19 protein-coding genes are annotated in these 22,342 nt (G+C 59.5%); 12 read left to right on the top strand and 7 right to left on the bottom strand.

Features of this window, described 5'->3' with window-relative positions:
* Nucleotides 1-50: 50 nt before the first annotated feature.
* Complete coding sequence (locus GVK95_RS18465; RefSeq protein ID WP_159952172.1) at nucleotides 51-1,286, bottom strand: MFS transporter; 1,236 nt, start codon at nucleotides 1,284-1,286, stop codon at nucleotides 51-53.
* Nucleotides 1,287-1,583: 297 nt separating this feature from the next.
* Here GVK95_RS18465 and aspS point away from each other — a divergent pair, with 297 nt between their 5' ends.
* On the top strand, nucleotides 1,584-3,374 hold the full coding sequence (gene aspS / locus GVK95_RS18460; protein ID WP_159952171.1) for an aspartate--tRNA ligase: 1,791 nt from the start codon (nucleotides 1,584-1,586) through the stop codon (nucleotides 3,372-3,374).
* A 133-nt stretch (nucleotides 3,375-3,507) separates the two neighbouring features.
* Here aspS and GVK95_RS18455 read toward each other — a convergent pair whose 3' ends face one another.
* On the bottom strand, nucleotides 3,508-4,701 hold the full coding sequence (locus tag GVK95_RS18455; protein WP_200844321.1) for a hypothetical protein: 1,194 nt from the start codon (nucleotides 4,699-4,701) through the stop codon (nucleotides 3,508-3,510).
* A gap of 208 nt (nucleotides 4,702-4,909) precedes the next feature.
* On the opposite strand from GVK95_RS18455, the gene parC reads away from it, so the two are divergent.
* Nucleotides 4,910-7,186 (top strand): DNA topoisomerase IV subunit A, encoded by a 2,277-nt coding sequence (parC, locus tag GVK95_RS18450; RefSeq protein WP_159952169.1) that lies wholly within the window; start codon nucleotides 4,910-4,912, stop codon nucleotides 7,184-7,186.
* A gap of 87 nt (nucleotides 7,187-7,273) precedes the next feature.
* Here parC and GVK95_RS18445 read toward each other — a convergent pair whose 3' ends face one another.
* Nucleotides 7,274-9,256, bottom strand: coding sequence for an EAL domain-containing protein (locus GVK95_RS18445; protein WP_244618814.1), 1,983 nt, complete (start codon nucleotides 9,254-9,256; stop codon nucleotides 7,274-7,276).
* Nucleotides 9,257-9,584: 328 nt separating this feature from the next.
* Here GVK95_RS18445 and GVK95_RS18440 point away from each other — a divergent pair, with 328 nt between their 5' ends.
* A complete protein-coding gene (locus GVK95_RS18440) occupies nucleotides 9,585-10,628 on the top strand; it encodes a class I SAM-dependent methyltransferase (protein ID WP_159952167.1) in 1,044 nt (347 codons plus the stop codon).
* Between the two features lie 86 nt (nucleotides 10,629-10,714).
* Here GVK95_RS18440 and GVK95_RS18435 read toward each other — a convergent pair whose 3' ends face one another.
* The 3 genes from GVK95_RS18435 to hemB form a co-directional block, all read right to left on the bottom strand.
* Nucleotides 10,715-11,476 (bottom strand): arginyltransferase, encoded by a 762-nt coding sequence (locus GVK95_RS18435; protein WP_159952166.1) that lies wholly within the window; start codon nucleotides 11,474-11,476, stop codon nucleotides 10,715-10,717.
* Between the two features lie 124 nt (nucleotides 11,477-11,600).
* Nucleotides 11,601-12,059, bottom strand: a complete 459-nt coding sequence (locus GVK95_RS18430) for an RDD family protein (RefSeq protein ID WP_159952165.1) — start codon at nucleotides 12,057-12,059, stop codon at nucleotides 11,601-11,603.
* A gap of 70 nt (nucleotides 12,060-12,129) precedes the next feature.
* Entirely contained in the window at nucleotides 12,130-13,146 is a 1,017-nt protein-coding gene (gene hemB, locus GVK95_RS18425) for a porphobilinogen synthase (protein WP_159952164.1), read from the bottom strand.
* Between the two features lie 227 nt (nucleotides 13,147-13,373).
* On the opposite strand from hemB, the gene GVK95_RS18420 reads away from it, so the two are divergent.
* The 6 genes from GVK95_RS18420 (at nucleotide 13,374) to ribD (ending at nucleotide 19,138) form a co-directional block, all read left to right on the top strand.
* Nucleotides 13,374-13,811, top strand: coding sequence for a DUF6163 family protein (locus tag GVK95_RS18420; RefSeq protein ID WP_037075665.1), 438 nt, complete (start codon nucleotides 13,374-13,376; stop codon nucleotides 13,809-13,811).
* A 132-nt stretch (nucleotides 13,812-13,943) separates the two neighbouring features.
* Nucleotides 13,944-14,453 (top strand): MarR family winged helix-turn-helix transcriptional regulator, encoded by a 510-nt coding sequence (locus GVK95_RS18415; protein ID WP_159952163.1) that lies wholly within the window; start codon nucleotides 13,944-13,946, stop codon nucleotides 14,451-14,453.
* Nucleotides 14,454-14,752: 299 nt separating this feature from the next.
* On the top strand, nucleotides 14,753-16,078 hold the full coding sequence (locus GVK95_RS18410; protein ID WP_159952162.1) for a L,D-transpeptidase family protein: 1,326 nt from the start codon (nucleotides 14,753-14,755) through the stop codon (nucleotides 16,076-16,078).
* Between the two features lie 191 nt (nucleotides 16,079-16,269).
* Nucleotides 16,270-17,559: a serine hydroxymethyltransferase gene (gene glyA / locus GVK95_RS18405; RefSeq protein WP_159952161.1), complete on the top strand. Its 1,290-nt coding sequence runs from the start codon at nucleotides 16,270-16,272 to the stop codon at nucleotides 17,557-17,559.
* Nucleotides 17,560-17,571: 12 nt separating this feature from the next.
* Complete coding sequence (gene nrdR / locus GVK95_RS18400; protein WP_007608880.1) at nucleotides 17,572-18,048, top strand: transcriptional regulator NrdR; 477 nt, start codon at nucleotides 17,572-17,574, stop codon at nucleotides 18,046-18,048.
* Between the two features lie 4 nt (nucleotides 18,049-18,052).
* Nucleotides 18,053-19,138, top strand: a complete 1,086-nt coding sequence (ribD, locus tag GVK95_RS18395) for a bifunctional diaminohydroxyphosphoribosylaminopyrimidine deaminase/5-amino-6-(5-phosphoribosylamino)uracil reductase RibD (protein ID WP_159952160.1) — start codon at nucleotides 18,053-18,055, stop codon at nucleotides 19,136-19,138.
* 245 nt (nucleotides 19,139-19,383) lie between these two features.
* On the opposite strand, the gene GVK95_RS18390 is transcribed toward ribD, so the two are convergent.
* On the bottom strand, nucleotides 19,384-19,746 hold the full coding sequence (locus tag GVK95_RS18390; protein ID WP_159952159.1) for a hypothetical protein: 363 nt from the start codon (nucleotides 19,744-19,746) through the stop codon (nucleotides 19,384-19,386).
* Nucleotides 19,747-20,073: 327 nt separating this feature from the next.
* Here GVK95_RS18390 and ribH point away from each other — a divergent pair, with 327 nt between their 5' ends.
* From ribH to GVK95_RS18375, 3 genes are read left to right on the top strand one after another with little or no spacing between them, the layout of a single operon-like run.
* On the top strand, nucleotides 20,074-20,532 hold the full coding sequence (gene ribH, locus GVK95_RS18385) for a 6,7-dimethyl-8-ribityllumazine synthase (protein WP_159952158.1): 459 nt from the start codon (nucleotides 20,074-20,076) through the stop codon (nucleotides 20,530-20,532).
* A gap of 3 nt (nucleotides 20,533-20,535) precedes the next feature.
* The gene (gene nusB, locus GVK95_RS18380; RefSeq protein WP_007608870.1) at nucleotides 20,536-21,015 is read left to right on the top strand and encodes a transcription antitermination factor NusB; all 480 of its coding nucleotides are present in this window, start codon (nucleotides 20,536-20,538) and stop codon (nucleotides 21,013-21,015) included.
* 13 nt (nucleotides 21,016-21,028) lie between these two features.
* Nucleotides 21,029-22,255 (top strand): MFS transporter, encoded by a 1,227-nt coding sequence (locus GVK95_RS18375; protein WP_159952157.1) that lies wholly within the window; start codon nucleotides 21,029-21,031, stop codon nucleotides 22,253-22,255.
* Nucleotides 22,256-22,342: the final 87 nt, after the last annotated feature.

The following is a 22,342-nucleotide window of genomic DNA, read 5'->3' as shown; positions in this document are numbered from 1 at the left end:
GAGCAGCGTTTTCAGCAATAGAGCGAATGCGACCATGCTGTCGCAGGTCGTCAGTCGTCTCTTTCGGAAGGTGGCGCGGCAAGCTTGGTGAAATAGGTCGAGGTGCGCAGCAGATTGCGAAACCGCATGCGCCGTTGTTCCGTCGGCACACCTTCGCGGGCGGTAATGCGGAAGAAAGTATAGCCCATGAAGAAGGCCAGCACGACGATCATGTAGGTAAACAGCGCATGCGGCCCGAAGGCATCGATCAGGAAGGATGCAAACAGCGGTCCGATGACGGCGCCGACGGACCAGAAGAACAATGTGCCGGCCGACACCAGCGCATGCTGTCCCGGTGCCGCATGATCATTGGCATGGGCGGAACACAGCGAATAGAGCGGCATGGCGAATGCGCCGAAAGCAAAAATGCCGACGAAATTCAAAAGCTCGCTCTCGCCGGCGAAAAAGGCGAGGAAGATGCAGGCCGCAAGCGCGCCAAACGTGGCAATCAGCATCACGACACGGCGGTCGAGCTTGTCGGAATAATGCCCCAGCGGATATTGCAAAACGATACCGGCAAAGATGCCGATGCTCATGAAGGTGGCAATGCCGGTGACCGACATGCCGATGCCGTCGGCATAGATCGGTCCCAGCGAACGGAAGCTGGAATTGGTCAGGCCGACGATGATGCAGCCGACGGTGGCAAGCGGCGAGACCGACCACAGCACCTTGATATCGAATTTCACGTCCTGCGGCGGGGCAGGGCTGGTGCGGTCGGCAAACGAGATCGGCACCAGCGACAGGGTCAGTGCCATAGAGATGATGGCGAAAAGATCGAAGCCGCCGAGACCGAAGACAGGGATCAGGTATTGCGCCGCCGTGACCGAGCCGAGGTCGACAAAACGATAGATCGACAGCGTGCGTGCCCTTGTCGAATTTGTCACGCGCGCGTTCAGCCAGCTTTCGACGGCGGCAAACAGACCGGCAAAGCAGACGCCCTGGATCAGGCGCATGGCAAACCAGGAGACCGGATCGATGACCATCACCATCATGATCGAAGCGGCGGAGGCGATGGCAGCAAGGGCGGAGAAGGTGCGGATATGGCCGATCGCCCGCATGATCTTGGTGACATAGATGCAGCCGATGACGAAGCCGATGAAATAACCGGTGCCGATCATGCCGATCACCGAGGGTGAAAATCCCTCTTCCAGTGCTCGAAGCGATATGAAGGTACCCTGCAGGCCGTTGCCCCCAATCAGAATGCCAGCCGTAAGAAGAAGGGGGATGAGCGGACGGATGTTATGCATGGACTGGTTTTTTCTGCGCGAGCGATAGGGGAATCAGACGGTCTATCCTGGATCATTTGGCTGACAATATGTCGCCTGTGCCTCTGACAACAGCAAAAGCATTGAATGGGCGCATCAACGAAACCGATGGGAAGACGCCGGGCCTGTTCTATGGTCTGGCGTCAAAGGGCACCACCACATTTCGCCTTCAGCCTTGACAAATCAGGCGCACCATGCGCTTTTCCGCCCGATTTTCTATCGGCCCTGTGCTGCTCCGTGAAGCGCCTTTCCGGCCGTCATACATCGGGAAACCTGACCATGCATCGTTACCGCAGCCACACCTGTGCCGCACTCCGCAAGTCCGACGTCGGCTCGACCGTTCGTCTCTCCGGCTGGGTCCATCGCGTCCGTGACCATGGCGGCGTCCTGTTCATCGACTTGCGCGACCATTACGGCATCACCCAGGTCGTCGCCGACCCGGACAGCCCGGCTTTCAAGATGGCTGAAACCGTGCGCGGCGAATGGGTCATCCGCATCGATGGCCTCGTCAAGGCCCGTTCGGAAGACACCACCAACAAGACGATGGCGACCGGCGAGATCGAACTCTACGCGCAGGAAATCGAAGTCCTCGGTGCGGCCAAGGAACTGCCGCTGCCGGTCTTCGGTGAGCCGGATTATCCGGAAGACGTGCGCCTGAAGTACCGCTTCCTCGACCTGCGCCGCGAGACGCTGCACAAGAACATCGTCAAGCGTACCCAGATCGTATCCGCCATGCGGAGCGGCATGGCCGGTGCCGGGTTTGCCGAATACACCACGCCGATCCTGACCGCGTCTTCGCCGGAAGGGGCGCGCGACTTCCTCGTACCCTCGCGCATCCACGAAGGCCAGTTCTTCGCGCTGCCGCAGGCGCCGCAGCAGTACAAGCAGTTGCTGATGGTGGCCGGTTTCGACCGCTATTTCCAGATCGCTCCGTGCTTCCGCGATGAAGACCCGCGTGCCGATCGCCTGCCGGGCGAATTCTACCAGCTCGACGTCGAAATGAGCTTCGTCACCCAGGAAGATGTCTGGGAGACGATGGAGCCGATGATGACATCGGTCTTCGAGCAGTTTGCCGAAGGCAAGCCGGTGACCCAGAAATGGCCACGCATTCCTTATGACGTCGCGATCCGCAAATATGGTTCCGACAAGCCGGACCTGCGCAACCCGATCGTCATGGAAGGCGTCACTGACCACTTCCGCGATTCCGGCTTCAAGGTCTTCGCGGGCATGATCGCGTCGAACCCGAAGGTCGAGATCTGGGCGATTCCGGCCAAGACCGGTGGATCTCGCGCATTCTGCGACCGCATGAACGCCTGGGCTCAGGGTACCGGCCAGCCGGGCCTCGGTTACATCTTCTGGAAGGAAGAAGACGGCAAGATCGTCGGCTCCGGCCCGCTCGCCAAGAACATTGGCGAAGAGCGCACGGAAGCCGTTCGTCAGCAGCTCGGCCTTGAAGCGGGCGATGCCTGCTTCTTCGTCGCAGGCGAGCCGTCGAAGTTCTACAAGTTTGCCGGCGAAGCCCGCACCCGCGCCGGCGAGGAACTGAACCTAGTCGACCGCGACCGCTTCGAAATGTGCTGGATCGTCGACTTCCCGTTCTACGAATGGAGCGAGGAAGAAAAGAAGATCGACTTCGCCCACAACCCGTTCTCGATGCCGCAGGGCGGCATGGAAGCGCTGGAGAGCCAGGATCCGCTGACGCTCAAGGCCTATCAGTATGACGCCGTCTGCAACGGCTTCGAAATCGCCTCTGGTTCGATCCGTAACCAGTCGCCGGAACTGATGGTCAAGGCCTTCGAAAAGGTCGGCCTCAGCCAGCAGGACGTGGAAGATCGCTTCGGCGGCCTCTACCGCGCCTTCCAGTACGGTGCACCGCCGCATGGCGGTTGTGCCTTCGGCGTCGACCGCGTGATCATGCTGCTTGTTGGCGCGAAGAACCTGCGCGAGATCTCGATCTTCCCGATGAATCAGCAGGCCCAGGATCTGCTGATGGGCGCCCCGTCGCCGGCAACGCCGACCCAGCTGCGCGAATTGGCGCTGCGCGTCGTGCCGCAGCCGAAGAAGGACTGATCGCTGCAATAGAGCGATGGAATTGATGAGGCCTCGGATTTTGATCCGGGGCCTTTTTCTTGGCGGGTGCTTGAAAGAAAAAGCCCGGATGTGGCATCCGGGCTTTCATCAGTGACGTTGGCGTTGAACGACGTCAGTCGTTCGCCGTTACCTTGACGCCGATCAGCGCCGGAATGCTCTCCGGCGCGCCCATGGCGGCGCCGATGATCATCGGGAAGGCGACAGGATTGGCCGGCTGCGCAAGAATGGTCAGCGCCTTCGGGTCGTCGATATAGGCGTTGACGGCGGTGGAGACTTCATTCTGCAGGGCGCCGAGCTTGGCCTGCGCCAGCAGGATCGGCAGCATGCCCTTGATCATCTGGCCCATCTGCGCGCCATCGGTGCCCTGGGTCTTGCCGGCATAGTCGAGGCCGCGCTTGGTGATGCCGGCATCTTCGAAGCGGACCTTGGCGTTGATCAGCGACAGTTGCTGCACCAGGCCGAGCATCGCAAGGCCTGCTGCCTGCTGCGCCTGCTCGTTTTTCGGATCGGTCTGCATGGTGCGCGCCTGTTCCTGCATCTGCTTGACCAGATCAAGCGTGTAGCCGGACATGCCGAAGGAAAGGCTTAGTTTGCCGATATTGGCGAAATCGATCGAGTAGTCTTCGATATCGATCGTACCGCTGTCGATTTCCCAGCTGCCGGACATGCTGAGATTGCCGTCCAGCGTCTGCAATCCGAGTGCATCGATGGTTTCCTTGCTCTTCGGATCTTCGACGACGGTCAGGTCGGCCTTGATCGCGGTGGCGGAACCTTCGAACGAAATCGTTTTTTCGTCTTCCGACAGGCTCATGGTGCCGGTCGCCTCATCCATCGAGAAGACCTGCTTGCCATCGACGGTAACGTTGACCGGACCGCTATGCGCTTCCTCGTAGAACATCATCGAGTCGATGCCGGTGGCATTGACGTCGCCCGGAATGAAGACGCCGGCGAGATAGAGATCTGCAACCGAAAACGTCGACTTCTCTTCCGTCATGTCGATTTCCGGGAATTCGACGCGGTCGATATAATAGGCGCCGCCATCCTCCTCGCTGACACCCTCGAGCGTCAGTTCTTCCAGCTTCAGCGGGCTGTCGGTCGAGCCGTTGACGGTGAATTTCACCCCCTTCAGGACAACGTCTTCACCGCTCACTTCAACCGAATCAGCGGAAATGACCGTACCGCCGGTCGCGAATGCGGCGTTGAGCTTCTTCAGCAGATCCTGGCCGTCAAGGGCAAAGGCCTGGCTGGAAAGGGCGCTCAGGGCGGCTCCGGCAAGCAGGATCCGGGTGGAGCGATAGATGGTCATCGAGTGTTCCTCTGTAAGAATGGCCGGTGTTTCGACACTCGGCATGAACTCCGTGTCATTTATATGAGGGATTGTAAAAAGTTCCATTGCTTTTCCGCCGGCAGAGTTAAGCGGACGTTGTGTCGTGACCGGGATCACACAGCGTTAATCCACAGCCAGAATCCCCGGATTCCTTGCCGTTGCGCCATATCTCGGTTAGTCAGGGAGCATGGGGACAAATCTAATTCCGCCCGGCGACGGGGGCGATCACATCCAGCCAGTGGACCTGAAGGCAGCGCTTGAAGAGCGTTACCTTGCCTATGCGCTTTCGACCATCATGCACCGGGCGCTGCCCGACGTACGCGATGGCCTTAAACCGGTTCATCGCCGCATCATTCACGCGATGAGCGAGATGGGCATTCGCCCCAACTCCGCCTTCAAGAAATGCGCCCGTATCGTCGGCGACGTCATCGGTAAGTTCCACCCGCATGGTGACCAGTCGGTCTATGATGCGCTGGTCCGCCTCGCGCAGGATTTTTCCCAGCGCTATCCGATCGTCGACGGTCAGGGCAATTTCGGCAATATCGACGGGGATAGCGCGGCCGCCTATCGTTACACCGAAGCGCGCATGACCGATGTCGCAGCCTTGCTGCTCGAAGGCATCGATCAGGACGCCGTCGATTTCCGCCCGACCTACAACGAGGAAGACGACGAACCCGTCGTCATGCCGGGCGCGTTTCCCAACCTGCTCGCCAATGGCTCGTCCGGCATCGCGGTCGGCATGGCGACGTCGATCCCGCCGCACAACGCACATGAACTCTGCGACGCAGCACTTTATCTGATCAAGAACCCCGGCGCGCCCGTCGAGGAACTTCTGGCCGATCCGGCCAATCCCCAGAAGGGCGGCATCGAAGGTCCCGACTTCCCCACCGGCGGCATCATCGTCGAAAGCCGCGAAAGCATGCTGGAGACCTATCGCACCGGTCGCGGCGGTTTCCGTGTCCGTGCCAAGTGGGAGATCGAGGATCTCGGCCGCGGCGGTTATCAGATCATCATCACCCAGATCCCGTTCCAGGTGCAGAAATCGCGCCTGATCGAGAAGATCGCCGAACTGCTGATCGCACGTCGCCTGCCGCTGCTCGAAGACATTCGCGACGAGTCGGCCGAGGACGTGCGCGTCGTTCTGGTGCCGAAGAGCCGCACCGTCGATCCGACCATCCTGATGGAATCGCTGTTCAAGCTCACTGAGCTTGAGAGCCGCATTCCGCTCAACATGAACGTTCTGTCCATGGGCAAGGTGCCCAGGGTCATGGCGTTGAATGAAGTGCTGACCGAATGGCTGGCGCACCGCAAGGACGTGCTGGTTCGCCGTTCGAGCTTCCGTCTCGCGGCAATCGACCGGCGCCTGGAAATTCTAGGCGGCTTGCTGATTGCCTATCTCAACCTCGACGAGGTGATCCGCATCATCCGCGAGGAAGATGAGCCGAAGCCGGTCATGGTCGCCAAGTGGGACCTGACAGACATCCAGGTCGAAGCCATCCTCAACATGCGCCTGCGCAACTTGCGCAAGCTCGAGGAATTCGAGATCCGCAAGGAGCATGAAGCGCTGTCGGCCGAGAAAGCTGAAATTGAAGCGCTGCTCGCCTCGGACGAAAAGCTCTGGCAGACGGTTGCCTGGGAGATCGGCGAGGTCAAGAAGAAGTATGCCAAGGCAACCGAACTCGGTCGCCGCCGCACGCTGTTTGCCAATGCGCCGACAGCCGATATCGAAGCCATTCAGCAGGCCATGATCGAGAAGGAGCCGATCACGGTTGTTATCTCCGAGAAGGGCTGGATCCGCGCATTGAAGGGCCACATCTCCGATACGTCTTCGCTGACCTTCAAGGAAGGCGATGGCCTGCGCGTCGCGTTCCCCGCCCAGACCACGGATAAGATCCTGCTGGTGACTACCGGCGGCAAGGTTTACACGCTGGGCGGCGACAAACTGCCGGGCGGACGTGGACACGGTGAGCCGCTGCGCATCATCGTCGACATGGAAAACGATCAGGACGTGCTGACGGCCTTCGTCCACGATCCGAGCCGCAAGCTGATCCTCGCCTCGACCGCCGGCAATGGTTTCATTGTCCCGGAAGGCGAGGTGGTCGCCAATACCCGCAAGGGCAAGCAGGTCATGAATGTCGGCATGCCCGACGAGACCAAGCTGGTTGTCACCGTCACGGGTGATCACATCGCCGTCGTCGGCGAAAACCGCAAGATGGTGGTGTTCCCGCTCGCCCAGATCCCGGAGATGACCCGTGGCAAGGGCGTGCGCCTGCAGCGCTACAAAGATGGCGGCATTTCAGACGTGAAGTGTTTTGCCATTGCTGACGGCCTGACCTGGGAAGATTCTGCCGGCCGCACCTTCACCAAGACCAAGGACGAACTCGTCGAATGGCTGGCCGATCGTGCCACCGCGGGCCGTACCGTACCGAAGGGTTTCCCGCGCAGCGGCAAGTTCGCCGGCTGAGCAGTGAGGACGGAGCTACAAAATAAGCCGGTCGTGTCGCGACCGGCTTATTTGTTTTCGGGCTTTTATTGGCGGCAGCCGAGCCATTCAGCGCCCGACTGCTGCCGGCAACTTTGCCAAGTCCCTGAACTCCGTCACCGGCGCCGGTCTTCCGAGATAGAATCCTTGCCCGTGCTCGATACCGAGTTCGTGCATCAAGGCCACATGCTCAGGCGTTTCAAGCCCCTCGATGAGGATCTTGTGGCCGCGGTGGCGGATCAGACGGATGATGTCTTCCAGCATGGAGCGACCATGCGGCTGATCTGTATCCTGCAGGAACGAACGGTCGATCTTGACCGTGTCGAAGGGAAACAGCCGTAACCACGAGAGGCCGGCAAAGCCGGTGCCGAAGTCGTCCAGCCATATCCGGATGCCCATGGATTCCAGGTCCTTGATACAGCGGATGACATCCGACTGGCCTTCCATGTCGATGCCTTCGGTGATCTCGAAGGCAAGCCGTTCACCTTTGACCCCGGTTTCCTCGAGGATCGTCGAGACGGCGAGTGCAAAGCCGCGTGACTTGAGCTGGATGGCCGAGACATTGACGCTGGAAAGCGGAACATGACCGGGCGCCAGCATTTCCGTGCAGACCCTGCGGATCGCCCAGAGGCCGAGCTCCAGAATGGAGCCGGTACGCTCGGCGATTGGGATGAATTGGCCCGGTGAAATCGGTGTTCCGTCGATCATCTGCAGGCGCATCAGCGCTTCTACGGCCTCGAGTTTCCCGGTCTGCAGGTTCTGGATCGGCTGATAGACAAGCCTGACAAGATCCTTCTTGACCGCCATCCGCAACAGGGAGGCAATATTCTCATTGTCGTCGCTGCTGAGCGGATCGTCGGGGTTGAACATACGGATACAGTTGCGGCCATTCGCCTTGGCGGAATAGAGCGCCCGATCCGCCTCGTCGATGATGCGCTCCAGCTTCGGTCCTGAATTCGGTCTTGTATAGGAGGCGCCAACGCTGACCGTGACAACGGCCTGTCCGTCACGACGCTGGTCATGCACGAGGTTCAGTCTTTCGACCGTGCTGCGGATGATTTCCGCCAGCGAGGAGACCTGGTCCCGCTTGGCGATCTGCGCCAGAACAATGAACTCTTCGCCGCCGTAGCGGCCGAGCGAGGCGTTGAACGGCGTCAGTGCTTCCTGAAGCGCATTGGCAACCAGAATCAAACAACGGTCACCTGCCTGATGACCGTAAAAATCATTGTATTTCTTGAAGAAGTCGACATCGACCAGGATTGCGGCAAATCCGGTGCCTTCGTTGTGCCAGGCATTCCACAGGTCACGAAGCCTCTTGTCGATCGCCCGGCGGTTATCGATGCCGGTCAGATAGTCCGTGTTCGACAGTCGCTCCAGCGACTTGCCGCGCTGCTCGGACTCGTGATGCTGGTGCTGTGCTTCCAGAGCGTTCAGGAAGACATTGTAGCGCTCGCCATTCAGCTTCCAGTTCACATACGACGTGAAGATGAAACAGGAAATGTAGAACGTGCCGAAAGCGACAAGATAGGGCATGTCGGTCGGGAAGAGCATCAGGATGCTGGTGAAGAAGATCACCAGGACGAAGGCGGACGTTACCGCCGACAAAAGCACGAAGAAATTGAAGAACAGGTTGGCGCCCATCATGAAGATGGTGCCGAAGATCATGTAGTAGCGGATGCTTTCCGTTGCCGTTGTCGCCACCGCCGGCAGGAGCCAGAAGAGATAGCCGGTGACCAGCGCTGCCGCGCAGGTGATATCCAGCCACCGGGCGCCAGCGCGAAACCAGACCAGCGTTTCCAGAACGGTCAGAACCGATGCCCCGACCATGAATCGCGCCACGATCGTATCGCGTGCAACGTCGGGAATCAGGATGATGTCAGTAATCGCAAACAGCAGATAGACAATGACGGCGACCCACAGGCCTTGGCGCGCCGCTCTGGCACGCTTTGGCTCGATATGGCGCCGGTACAGGTTATACAGCTCCGCCGTCGGAGCGTCCTGCGGCCGCTGAGGCCAACTGGCCTCAATTGCGTTGAGCAAGGTCGTCTGCATAGAGCAATCCATCGATTAGCGCTCCGTGACATACAGAGCCGATGTTGGTCGCACGAACCCCGGTAGGAATAGACAATAAGCACCTGCTTTTCTGTATCACGGGCCGTCCATCCAGTCATTCGTCCATAGCGCAACTTCGAGAAGAGGCCAACTGGCTTCGAGTTGCATCCCAAAAAGGTTCAGCGCGATCTTTTCGGTCACCGCATGCGAATGCCAAGAGCATTAACCAAACTACTTAAAAGTTACCAAAGTGAGTAGCAGCTCTCATCAATTGCAACTATGGTAACTAAATTCTTAACGGTAACTCTTGTGTTTGGTGGGTCGGCGTATGAGACAGATCGAAATTTCATTGGACGGCGAAAGCCTTATTACTCCTGAATCTATTGCAGCGCACATGGTGGCGCCCGGTACCCGCTGGAAGGCGGACGAATTGCAGAACGCCAAGGTCGAGCTTGGCTTGATGCTGAATATTGCAATGCAGCAGTTCGAACGCGGCGCCGAGCCGCAGCAGATCATCCACCGCATCGCCGGTTCTCTTCACGATGCCCGCATGCGTTATGAACCGAGCGTCTGGCAGCAATTGATCCCGATTGCGCAGCAACACCCGGTTGCAAGCTATTTTCTCCAGGATCCCTTTACCCGCTGGTCTTTTACCAAGCCGCGCGGTTATTCGGGCGATGCCCAGCTTCTCGACTTTATCTACGGCCACCCGAGTGTTGCCAACGAGATCGCCAACGCGACACCGCTTGGCAAGGCACTCTACGATTACACCAAGGATGCGTCATCCTCCGTCGCTGTGCGTGAGCGCCGCGACCTGCTGACCCAGCATGTTGATGAAATTGCTACATCTCGTGGTCCGGGAGCGGAAGTTCTGACGATTGCCGCCGGTCACCTGCGCGAAGCCAATCGCTCCAGTGCCCTGAAGGAGGGACGTCTTAAGCGCTGGGTTGCTCTGGACCAGGACCCGATGAGCGTCGGTGCAATTGCGCGCGATTTCTCCGGCACCTGCATCGAAGCGATCGATGGCTCCGTACGCGGCCTTCTGGCCGGTCGCCACCAGCTCGGTACATTCGACTTCATCTATGCGGCCGGTCTCTACGATTATCTCAACGACAAGGTGTCGATGAAGCTGACGCAGCGTTGCCTCAGCATGCTGAAGCCGAACGGTGTCTTCCTGTTTGCCAATTTCGCCACCGATATCGGCGTCGATGGCTATATGGAGAGCTTCATGAACTGGGCTTTGCTGCTGCGCAGCGAAGAAGACATGTGGCGCATCATCAACGGCAGCGTCGGTGATCAGAAATTCGAAGGCAGCGTTCGTTTCGGCCAGAACCGGAACGTTGTTTACGGCATCATTCGCAAGCTGTCCTGAAACGAAACAACATGGCCCCGGATGTGGAAATCGCATCCGGGGCCTTACTGTATGATATTGGCACAACCGTCTGATAGACTTGACGGCTATTCTTCCGCTTCGGGATTAAAACGTGTCCAGCCTTGATTGAGCAGATGCTCCTGCGGCTGGAAACGGGTCTTGTAGCCCATCTTGTGTGAGCCCTGGACCCAATAGCCGAGATAGACATGCGGCAGCCCGAGCGTCCTGGCGCGGGAGATATGATCCAGCACCATCATCGTGCCCAGAGAGCGCTTGTCCATCGTGGGGTTGAAGAAGGAATAGACCATCGACAGCCCGTCGCTCATCAGGTCGGTGAGCGCAACCGCGATCAGTTCGCCTTTGGGATGCGCCGATAGTCCATCACCGGGACTGCGCAGACGATATTCTATCACCCGCGTCTGCACATGGCTGTCTTCGATCATGATCGCATAGTCGAGTGCCGACATGTCCGACATGCCGCCTTGCGGGTGCCGGTCGTCAAGATAGGTGCGAAACAGGGAAAACTGCTCGGTCGAAGGCTGGGCAGGAAAGATGGTCGCTATCACGTCGAGATTGCTGGCCTCGACCCGGCGGAATGCGCGACTGGGTTTGAATTCATTGACGAGGATGCGGACGGAGACGCAGGCGCGGCAGCTTTCGCAGGCTGGCCGGTACGCGATGTTCTGCGACCGGCGGAACCCGCCTTGCGTCAGGAGGTCGTTCATTTCCGTGGCCCGCTGGCCGACCAGATGCGTGAACACCTTCCGTTCCATTTCCCCCGCCAGATAGGGACACGGCGCCGGAGCCGTGAGATAAAACTGCGGGGATGGAGAGGTTTGGGTATTCATCTGCCGCTGACGAGAATCCTCTTGCATGTCGTTATTGGCTAGGATGGCGCAAGATTGTAAAAGGTCAACACTCCGGTGTGGTTTGCCGGAGTGTATTCTTGGTCCAGGGCAGAAATGGCTGCCTTCAGGCGGTGCGCATAGTTGCCGTACCCAGCAGCAAGTCATGGACCAGCCGCGATCGCTCGATAAACAGGCCGGCCAGAAGAATGAGCGGGGTCAGGATCGAGTTGAGGATCCAGAACAGCGCCAGATGGGCAATTGCCGTGACGAAGTCGAGCTTGCGGCCGTCGAGACGGACCATGGCGATGCCCATGGCGCGCATGCCGGGCGTTGCTTGCGCTGCACCGGCTAGCGACATCCCGAAATAGAGCCCGGCAACGATGAAGAACAGGATCGGATAGAGAAGCCAGCCGAGGCCAAGCGTCAGAATGCCGAGAAAGAATACGACGACGGCCGCCGGTATCCACAACAGCGCGACCAGCATGTAGTCGATGACAAAAGCGAAGACACGGCGTGACAGCACGCCGCTATAGGCGCGCCAGTCGTCGGGTGCGGCATAGATCGGATTGCTGTCGAGGCTCATGGTTGGCTCCTTTGATGTTGCCCATCAGATATGGTGAGGAACACGGGAAATACAACAATGTATTGGCGGGTCAGCCCTTCTTGGCCAGATGCCGTGCAACGTCCACCGCGAAATAGGTCAGTATGCCATCGCATCCGGCACGCTTGAACGACAGCAGCGTTTCCAGCATCGCCCGTTCGCCATCGATCCAGCCATTGGCTGCCGCAGCCTTGATCTGGCTGTATTCACCAGAGACCTGGTAGGCGAAGACCGGAAGGCCAAAGGCTTCCTTCATGCGCCAACAGATATCGAGATAGGGCAGGCCGGGTTTGACCATCAGCATGTCGGCACCTTCCTCGACATCGAGCGCCGCATCGCGCAGCGCCTCGGTGCCGTTGGCCGGGTCAATATAGTACGTCTTCTTGTCGCCCTTCAGCAGGCCACTTGTCGAGATCGCCTCGCGGTAGGGGCCATAATAGCAGGAAGCGAATTTCGTCGCATAGGACATGATGCCGACATCCTGGTGGCCGGCGGCGTCCAGACCACGGCGGATCGCGCCGATACGGCCGTCCATCATGTCCGATGGCGCGATGATGTCGGACCCGGCATCGGCCTGCAGAATGGCAGCCCTGACGAGTTGGTCCACGGTTTCATCATTGACGATCACGCCATCACGCAGGATGCCGTCATGGCCGTGACTGGTGAACGGATCAAGCGCGACATCGGTAATCACGCCAATGTTGGGCACGGCCTTCTTGATCGCCGCCGTCACCTGGTTGAGCAGGTTGTTGGCCTCGAGGATCTGCGAGCCGGTCTGATCGCGCAGTTCCATGCCGACATTCGGAAACGTTGCAAGCGCCGGTATGCCCAGATCGGCGGCTTCCTTGGCGGCTTCGACGGCCTTGTCGACGCTCATCCGGTTGACGCCCGGCATGGCCGCGATCGGCTCGACGATGCCGGTTCCAGGCACCACGAAGATCGGCCAGATCAGATCGTCGACGGTCAGTCGGTTTTCCAGCACAAGGCGGCGTGTCCAGTCCGCCTTGCGGTTGCGCCGCATGCGCCGGTGGCCGGTCACGTCATCGACCAGATGTGTCTTGTCCTGCATGGGAGGTGTCCTCGTCTTATCGTCTGCCGCTGATATCATGTCGGCGCGCACAGCAAAACCGTTGTAGACTGTCTCTGGTTCAGTTTGAGCCGGGCGAATTGTCCCACGTCGCCCGACGGCTCTTTTCGCGGTGCGACTGTGCCAGGAAGGAACAGCGGATGGAAAGGTCTGGGGAGGGCAGGGCAATCCAGTTGGCGGCTGAAGGTTCACAGGCCTATTCTGCCGCGATGGAATCTGATTCGCCGAATTCGCCCAAGCGCAGCCTGACGGAGACCATCTTCGTGATCTTCCTGCGTGTCGTTGCCATCGCGTGTCTCTGGTTCGGGCTGCAATACTGGTCGATGCTTGTCGGTTACAGCCATGCCGGACTGGGCCGCTTTGACCTGCTCAGCCTGCCATGGCGCGTGGCCGCAGCCGGGCTTGCCGTTGTCTTCCCGGTGGCAGCCCTCGGCCTGTGGCTTGGCGGGGCCTGGGGACCGGTCATCTGGGCTCTGGCGGCCGGCGGGCAGATCCTGATGTTCGGCTTGTGGACGCAGATCTTCGGCCACAATCCCCTGGCCATTGTCCTGCACAGCGTGGTCGCGCTGGTCTACCTGGCGTTCCGCCTGGCGTTGTGGCTCGAAAGCAGACACAAGCAGGAGAGTGTAACGGTTGATTTACTCTGATTGCATCAGCGGCTTTGGTAAGCCTCTGTTAAGCCTGCGTTTTAAATAGAATTTTATGCGCATTGGATATGGTCCTCACTAAGGCGGGAGAAAAAACCAACACCGCCAAACAAAACAGTGAGGCAGACCGACATGAACACCAAGCTCAAGCCACAGCCGGCCACTCTCGATCCGCAGGAAGAAGCAATCCGCTCGCTCTACCTGGAGTCTTTGCATCTGGTGGAACGTCTCCACCGCCGCCTTCTCGATGTTATCAAGGATGAGTTCGACCGCAAGGGTCGCAGCGACATCAACGCTGTCCAGGCTCTTCTCCTCTTCAACATCGGCAATTCCGAACTGACCGCCGGTGAACTGCGCTCGCGCGGTTACTACCTCGGCTCGAACGTCTCCTACAACGTCAAGAAGCTCGTCGACCTCGGCTTCATCAATCATCAGCGCTCGCGTGTCGACCGTCGCTCGGTCCGCATCAGCCTGACTGACGCCGGCCAGGAAATCGCCGAGACCGTCGCCAAGCTTTATGAGCGTCACATGGGCTCGATCCAGAAGGTCGGCGGCATCGGCGCGGATGAATTCAGCGAAATGAACAAGCTGCTGCAGCGCCTTGATCGCTTCTGGAACGACAGCATCGCCTATCGCCTCTAACGCACGGCCGCGCACCTCCAGCGCAAGCGATCCACCGCCAAACACGGATGCTTCCCGCGAAGCATCCGTTTTGCCGTTTGTCCGCCACGTGGCTTCGGCCATGAACACAGTGTTGTGACAGCCCGCGCACCTGACACGAATTGGCCATATTGATATGGGACCGCCAGAGTGGAAAATCGGGGCGGCTTAAAGCCCCCGCTCGACGCTGTGGATCGTCTCGATCTGCGAAAAAAGCGTCTGTTTGTTAACCATGGCGCGGTATGCGTTTCCATGTGGGTCAGAACGAAACGGTAGGAAATATGTCCAAAAAGTCTGGAATTGTTGATCTTTCGCGTCGATCGCTTCTGCGGGGCGCGGGAGCTGTCAGTGTCGCGGCGATCGCGGGGCAGGCTTTGGCCCAGACGGCTATTGATGAACTGATCAATGCACCGCGTCGCGGCAACTGGGATGACCAGTTCGATGCCCAGGCCTCGCGCACGGTCACGGCGGTTGCCTCCAACACGCCGATGATCAGCGGCAACAGTGCCACGAACATGCAGCAGGCGATCACCCAGTACCAGGCGATCGTGTCTAACGGCGGTTGGCCGGCCGTCAATCCGCAGGTCAAGTTGCGTCTCGGCGTCACCGATCCGTCGGTTCAGGCCTTGCGCCAGCGCTTGATGATTTCGGGGGACCTGCCGCAGGAAGCCGGCATGTCGAACTCCTTCGACAGCTATGTCGATGGTGCCGTCAAGCGGTTCCAGGCCCGTCACGGCCTGCCGGAAGATGGCGTTCTCGGCGAGTTTACCGTGAAGGCACTGAACGTCAGCGCAGATGTTCGTCTCAACCAGCTGAACACCAACCTCATCCGCCTGCAGTCCATGTCTGGCGATCTTGGTCCGCGTTACCTGATGGTCAATATTCCGGCTGCCTATGTCGAGGCAGTAGAAAATGACAGCGTGGCGCTGCGCAACACCGCAGTCGTCGGCCGTATCGACCGTCCGACCCACACGATCAACTCGAAGATCTATGAAGTCATTCTGAACCCTTACTGGACTGCGCCGCGTTCGATCGTCGAAAAGGACATCGTCCCGCTGATGCAGAAGGATCCGACCTATCTCACGCGCAACAACATTCGGCTGATCGATGGGCAGGGCACGGAAGTGTCGCCGGAAAGCGTCGACTGGTTCGCGCCCAAGGCACCGAACCTGATGTTCCGCCAGGACCCCGGCAAGATCAACGCCATGTCCTCGACGAAGATCAACTTCCACAACCCGAACAATGAATACATGCACGACACGCCCCAGCAGGGCCTGTTCAACAAGCTGATGCGCTTCGAATCGTCGGGCTGCATGCGTGTTCAGAACGTGCGCGATCTGGTTACCTGGCTGTTGCGCGATACGCCCGGCTGGTCGCGTCAGGAGATCGAACGGGTCATCACGACCCGCCAGAACAATCCGATCAAGCTCGCCCAGGAAGTGCCCGTCTATATCGTCTACATCACCGCTTGGTCGGCCAAGGACCAGGTCGTGCAGTTCCGCGACGATATCTACCAGAAGGATGGCGACGCGCAGCTGGCCCTGCAGGCCAATATCGGCGTCGAACAGGTATCCGGATCGATCGAAGACGATCTCCTGCCGCAATAAGCCGGATTCGGTGGCAGAAATCATGGCCGCGTCCTTCCCGGACGCGGCTTTTTTTATTCGCTGCGACCAGCTTTCGTCACCGATCTCGAAGGTCGCGTCATTTGATGCGCAAATGTCGCTGATCGTATTGCCCTCGGCCCTGCGGAACGTTAATACCCCACAGCATCAAACTCTTTGAGGAGCCTGCGATCATGTCGAATACCGATGCCTTCTTCTCTCGCCCCCTGGCCGAAACAGATCCGGACATTTTTGGTGCGATCGAGAAAGAACTTGGTCGCCAACGTCACGAGATCGAGCTGATTGCATCCGAGAACATTGTCTCGCGTGCCGTGCTGGAAGCACAGGGCTCGATCATGACCAACAAATATGCCGAAGGCTATCCGGGCAAGCGCTACTACGGTGGCTGCCAGTTCGTCGATATCGCCGAGGAACTCGCCATCGAGCGCGCCAAGAAGCTGTTCGGCGTCAACTTCGCCAACGTCCAGCCGAACTCCGGTTCGCAGATGAACCAGGCCGTGTTCCTGGCGCTCTTGCAGCCGGGCGACACATTCATGGGCCTCGACCTCAATTCGGGCGGCCACCTGACGCACGGTTCGCCGGTCAACATGTCCGGCAAGTGGTTCAATGTCGTGTCCTACGGCGTGCGCGAAGGCGACAACCTGCTCGACATGGATGCGGTGGCCGAGAGTGCCCGCAAGCACAAGCCGAAGCTGATCATCGCCGGCGGCACCGCATATTCCCGCATCTGGGACTGGAAGCGTTTCCGCGAGATCGCCGACGAAGTCGGTGCTTATCTCATGGTCGACATGGCGCATATCGCGGGCCTCGTCGCCGGCAACCAGCATCCGTCGCCGTTCCCGCATTGCCACGTTGCCACCACCACGACCCACAAGTCGCTGCGTGGCCCGCGCGGCGGCATGATCCTCACCAATGACGAGAATCTGGCCAAGAAGTTCAACTCGGCCGTCTTCCCTGGTCTCCAGGGCGGCCCGCTGATGCATGTCATCGCCGCCAAGGCCGTTGCCTTCGGTGAAGCGCTGCAGCCGGAATTCCAGGACTATGCTGCCCAGATCGTCAAGAACGCCAAGGCGCTGTCCGAGACGCTGGTGGCCGGCGGTCTCGACATCGTTTCCGGCGGCACCGACAACCATCTGATGCTGGTCGATCTGCGCAAGAAGAACGCCACCGGCAAGCGCGCCGAGACGGCGCTCGGCCGCGCCTTTGTCACCTGCAACAAGAACGGCATCCCCTTCGATCCGGAAAAGCCTTTCGTCACCTCCGGCGTTCGCCTCGGTACGCCGGCCGGCACGACGCGCGGCTTCAAGGAAGCCGAGTTCCGTGAAATCGGCAACCTGATCGTCGAGGTTCTCGATGGCCTGAAGGTCGCCAATTCCGACGAGGGCAATGCTGCCGTCGAAGCAAGCGTCCGCGAAAAGGTTGTGGCCCTGACAGGCCGCTTCCCGATGTACCCCTATATGTAAGGCCGAAAGCTGATGCGTTGCCCTTTCTGCGGCTCGGATGAAACACAGGTCAAGGACTCGCGCCCGGCGGAGGACAACACGTCCATCCGTCGGCGTCGCATTTGTCCCGATTGCGGCGGTCGTTTCACCACGTTCGAGCGGGTGCAACTGCGTGAGTTGATGGTTGCCAAGAAGACCGGGCGCAAGGCGCCCTTTGATCGCGACAAGCTGGTGCGGTCTTTCGAGATCGCGCTGCGCAAGCGTCCTGTGGACCGCGACCGGATCGAACGCGCCGTATCCGGTATCGTTCGCAGACTGGAAAGCTCGGGTGAGACCGAAATCTCTTCCGAAGCCATCGGCCTGCAGGTGCTCGAGGCTCTGAAAAGCCTCGATGACGTTGGCTTTGTCCGTTACGCTTCCGTCTACCGCGATTTCTCCCATGCCGAAGACTTCGAGAATGTGATCGCCGAGATCAACGCGAAGATCTCGCGCGACAACGGGGTGGACTGATCCCTTGTCCGTCACGGCAAAGGATGAGGCATTCATGCGCGAGGCGATCAGCCTCTCGCTGACCCATCTTGGCCAGACCGCATCCAACCCCTCCGTCGGCTGCGTGATCGTCAGCAATGACGAGATTGTCGGCCGTGGCGTCACCGCGCCGGGCGGCAGACCGCACGCCGAACCCCAGGCAATTGCCGACGCAGGCGAAAAGGCGAGCGGGGCGACCGCCTATGTCACCCTTGAGCCCTGTTCCCACCATGGCGTGACTCCGCCGTGCGCGGGCGTGCTGATCGCAGCCGGAATATCGCGTGTGGTTGTTGCCGTGGCCGATCCTGATCCGCGGGTATCCGGGCGGGGCCTGCAGATATTGGCTGATGCCGGTATCGAGGTGACCACGGGCATTCTCCAGCGCGAGGCACGCGAGGCCATGTCCGGTTACCTCACACGCCAGACAAAGGGACGGCCGCAAGTGACTCTCAAGCTTGCTGTTTCGGCCGATGGCATGTTGGGCAAGGTCGGTGCTGGTCAGGTGGCGATCACAGGCCCCGAAGCCCGTGCCGAGGTTCATCTGCTGCGCTCAAAAAGCGATGCTATCCTGGTGGGTATCGGGACAGCCAATGCCGACGATCCCGAACTGACAGTCAGACTGCCGGGACTTGAGCATACGTCGCCGCTGCGGATCGTGCTCGATCGCAATCTCGAACTGTCGCCTTCTTCAAGGCTTGCGCAGACGGCGCACGAGGTGCCTGTACTTCTGGCCGCGAGCGTCGGAGCGGTCGGAAATCGTCAGGCCCTTGAGGCTCTGGGTGTGGAGATTGTCGAGGTCGATGGTATCGAAGACTTGTTGCTTCGGCTCGCAGACAGGGGTGTGTCTTCGCTGATGGTTGAGGGAGGTGCGCGCGTCGCCGCAAATTTCCTCAGCCAGGGACTGGTCGATTACATCCATCTGTATCGCGGTTCAGCAACTCTCGGAGAGGGAATTCCCTCGCCAATTACCGGGGATCGACCTCCGGCAGGATTTTCCTTGCAGCGATCGGAGACTTTCGGCTCCGATCAGCTGTTGGTGTTCGAACGCCTTCCGGCGTCGGCTTGGCTCTGACGCCTTAGCGCCAGAACAGCATGATCAGAATGATGATCGGGATCGGCACCCCAACAAGCCAGAGAAGAATACTGCGTCCCATGGTGACCTCCTGTTTCCTGTAACGATATCCGCCGGACTATTTTCCGCTTCGGTAACCTGTCAACACGCAATTGGTCGCTTTTGTTCCGCTGATGACAAAACGACCCCCGCGCCGTGAGCGCGAGGGTGTAGGGAAACGGGCAAGGGAATTGCGGGGGCAGTCGTTAGCGCAGATAGAAGGTCACTGTGCCGTCGCTGGCGCGTTCGGCGCCGACGATATTGGTCAATTCGACCTTTTCCGACTGGAGTTTCCGGGACAGCGGCTTGTTGGCGATCACCGAAGCCTGGATCATTCTGGCTTCCTGCGAGCCTGGGGCGACAGTCTCGAATTTTTGCAGAACGGGATCTCCCTTGTCCAATTCATCGAGACGAATGATGTCGAAATGATTGGCGGTCAGTCCGGTGATCGTCTGTTCGACTTGTGGCGGAGTGGTGGTTCCGATGGCCGGCATGGCGGCGTAGCTGTCGCCACCAAAGGCGAGCGCCGAGATGGCCGATGCGCTGAGTGCGGATGCAAAGCGATTCATTGTCCTCATCCTTTCAAGGAAAGCTGCGATGGCGGGGAATTCCGTCGCTCGCTTGCAAGACTGAAGCTGGGATCGGATTGCGGCGAAATCCAGCCGCTAAGGCACTGAATTCCATTAAAGATTTGTCATGAATTTCGACACGGTTTTGCCCGTATTAGCGCGTGCCGAAACGTGCGGTTGCAGCGTTGGCCCTGATCTCATCGATAAGGGTGCGGATGGCGGAGGGACGTGCTGGCCGAAAAACACTTGCCTTCCGTGAAACAGCGTGGTTTGACCGCGTTTCTGTTTGGCCGTGGGCCACAATCACATTCAAGATCGGATCAGGTTATGGGAAAGAAGAAGGCTTCGCCGCATTTGCTGATCGTCGAGGCGCGTTTCTACGACGATATGTCTGATGCACTGCTGGATGGTGCACGCACAGCGCTCGATGAAGCCGGCGCCACCTACGACATCATCACGGTGCCGGGTGCACTCGAAATTCCGCCAGCAATCGCCATGGCGCTGGATGCGTCGGACGACGAAGGCACCGTCTATGACGGCTTTGTCGCGCTCGGCATGGTCATTCGCGGCGAAACGTATCACTTCGACATCGTTTCCAACGAATCCTCGCGTGCGCTGATGGACCTCGCCGTCTCGGAATCTCTTCCGATCGGCAACGGCATCATGACGGTCGAGAACGAGGAACAGGCCTGGGCGCGCGTCAAGCGCTCGGAAAAGGACAAGGGTGGCTTTGCCGCCCGCGCAGCGTTGACCATGATCGCGCTGAAGAACAAACTGGGTAGCTGATCGATGACGACCGAAGACAAACAGCCGGCCAAGACGGCAAACCAGCGTGGCGCAGCCCGGCTTGCAGCCGTGCAGGCACTTTACCAGATGGATATCGGCGGCACGGGTGTGCTTGAAGTCGTCGCGGAATACGAGACACACCGCCTCGGGCAGGAAGTGGATGGCGACACCTATCTCAAGGCCGACGCATCCTGGTTCCGTTCCATTGTTGCAGGCGTGGTGCGCGACCAGACCAAGATCGATCCGATGATCCGCGCAGCCCTGCAGGATGACTGGATGTTGTCGCGTATCGACAGCACGGTACGCGCGATCCTGCGCGCCGGCACGTTCGAATTGATCGAGCGCAAGGACGTACCGATCGCTGTTATCGTAACGGAATATGTCGAGATCGCGCAGGCTTTCTTCTCGGACGACGAGCCGAAACTGGTCAATGCTGTGCTCGATCGCATTGCAAAGCAGGTCCGCGCACCGGCGCAAAAATAAGGCAGGACAGGGCATGGACGGGACGTCGAACGCGGGGCTGGATGGTCAACTTGCGACGGCCAAGCGAAACGTCTCCCTCCTGGCTGTCGCCCAGGCCATCCTGGGCGCGGCACCGCCGCTGGCCTTTTCGGTCGGCGGCCTTGCCGGATTCCAGATGCTCGGTGCCGACAAGTCTCTGTCCACCGCACCTCTGACCGGCTTCAACGTCGGCATTGCGTTGGGTGCCATCGGTGTTGCAGCCGCATCGCGTCTGCTCGGCCGGCGTGAAAGCTTCATGATCGGTGCGCTGATGGGCGCAACCGGCAGCGCGCTGGCGGCCTTCGCTCTGATCCAATCGAACTTCTGGCTTTTTGTTGTCGCCCTGGCATTGATGGGACTGTCTGCCGGTTTCACCCAGAAGATCCGTTTTGCCGCGGCGGATGCCTCGCCGAGCTTCTACAAGGGCAAGGCTATTTCCTGGATATTGGCCGCCGGCATCGTCTCGGCCATTGTCGGTCCGCAGATCGCCATATGGCTGAAGGATAGCCTCGCGCCGGTAACGTTTGCCGGTGCCTTCCTCGGTCTCGTGCCGCTCCTGCTGGCAGCGATTGGCGTTCTCTTCTTCCTCAAGCTGCCAAGCCTCTCGGCGAAAAGCTCCTCGGCTCATGAGCCGACGCGCCCGCTGCACGAAATCGTCATGACCCAGCGTTTCATGACCGGCATGGTCTGCGGTATTGGCTCCTACGCCCTGATGACCTTCATGATGACCGGCGCGCCGCTCGCCATGGTCATTGGTTGTGGCTTTTCATCCGATCTCGCCACGCTCGGTATCCAGTGGCATGTCATTGCCATGTTCGCGCCGAGCTTCTTCACCGGCATGCTGATTTCCCGCTTTGGGCCCGAAAAGATCGTCGCCGTCGGCCTCTTGATCCTGATGTCCTGCGCAGTCGTTGCCCATTGGGGCATCGAGCTGTGGAATTTCTGGGGTGCCCTGGTGCTGCTCGGCATCGGCTGGAACTTCGGCTTCATCGGCGCCACCGCCATCGTGGCCTCGAGCTACCGTCCGGCCGAAGCCGACAAGGTCCAGGGTTTCCACGACATCATCCTGTTCTCGACCGTGGCGCTGTCCTCCTTCTCGTCCGGCAAGGTTTTCACCGCGTTTGGCTGGTCCGTAATGAACCTGGTCATCTGGCCGGTGACAATTCTCTGCCTTGTTCTGGTCCTGCTGCAGATGCGGGCCGCGTCCCGCAAGCCTGCCTGAGCCTTTCCATCACGCACAATATGTGCACTTGACGCAAAGGAAAGTGCAACGCAATCTCGCCTCGCGTCGACGAAGTCCCGGAGGAGG

The organism is Rhizobium sp. 18065, from assembly GCF_902706095.1.
In the GTDB taxonomy this organism is placed as follows: domain Bacteria; phylum Pseudomonadota; class Alphaproteobacteria; order Rhizobiales; family Rhizobiaceae; genus Allorhizobium.
Note: the sequence above shows the minus strand (reverse complement) of the source record. Positions and strands in the feature narration are given on the sequence as shown.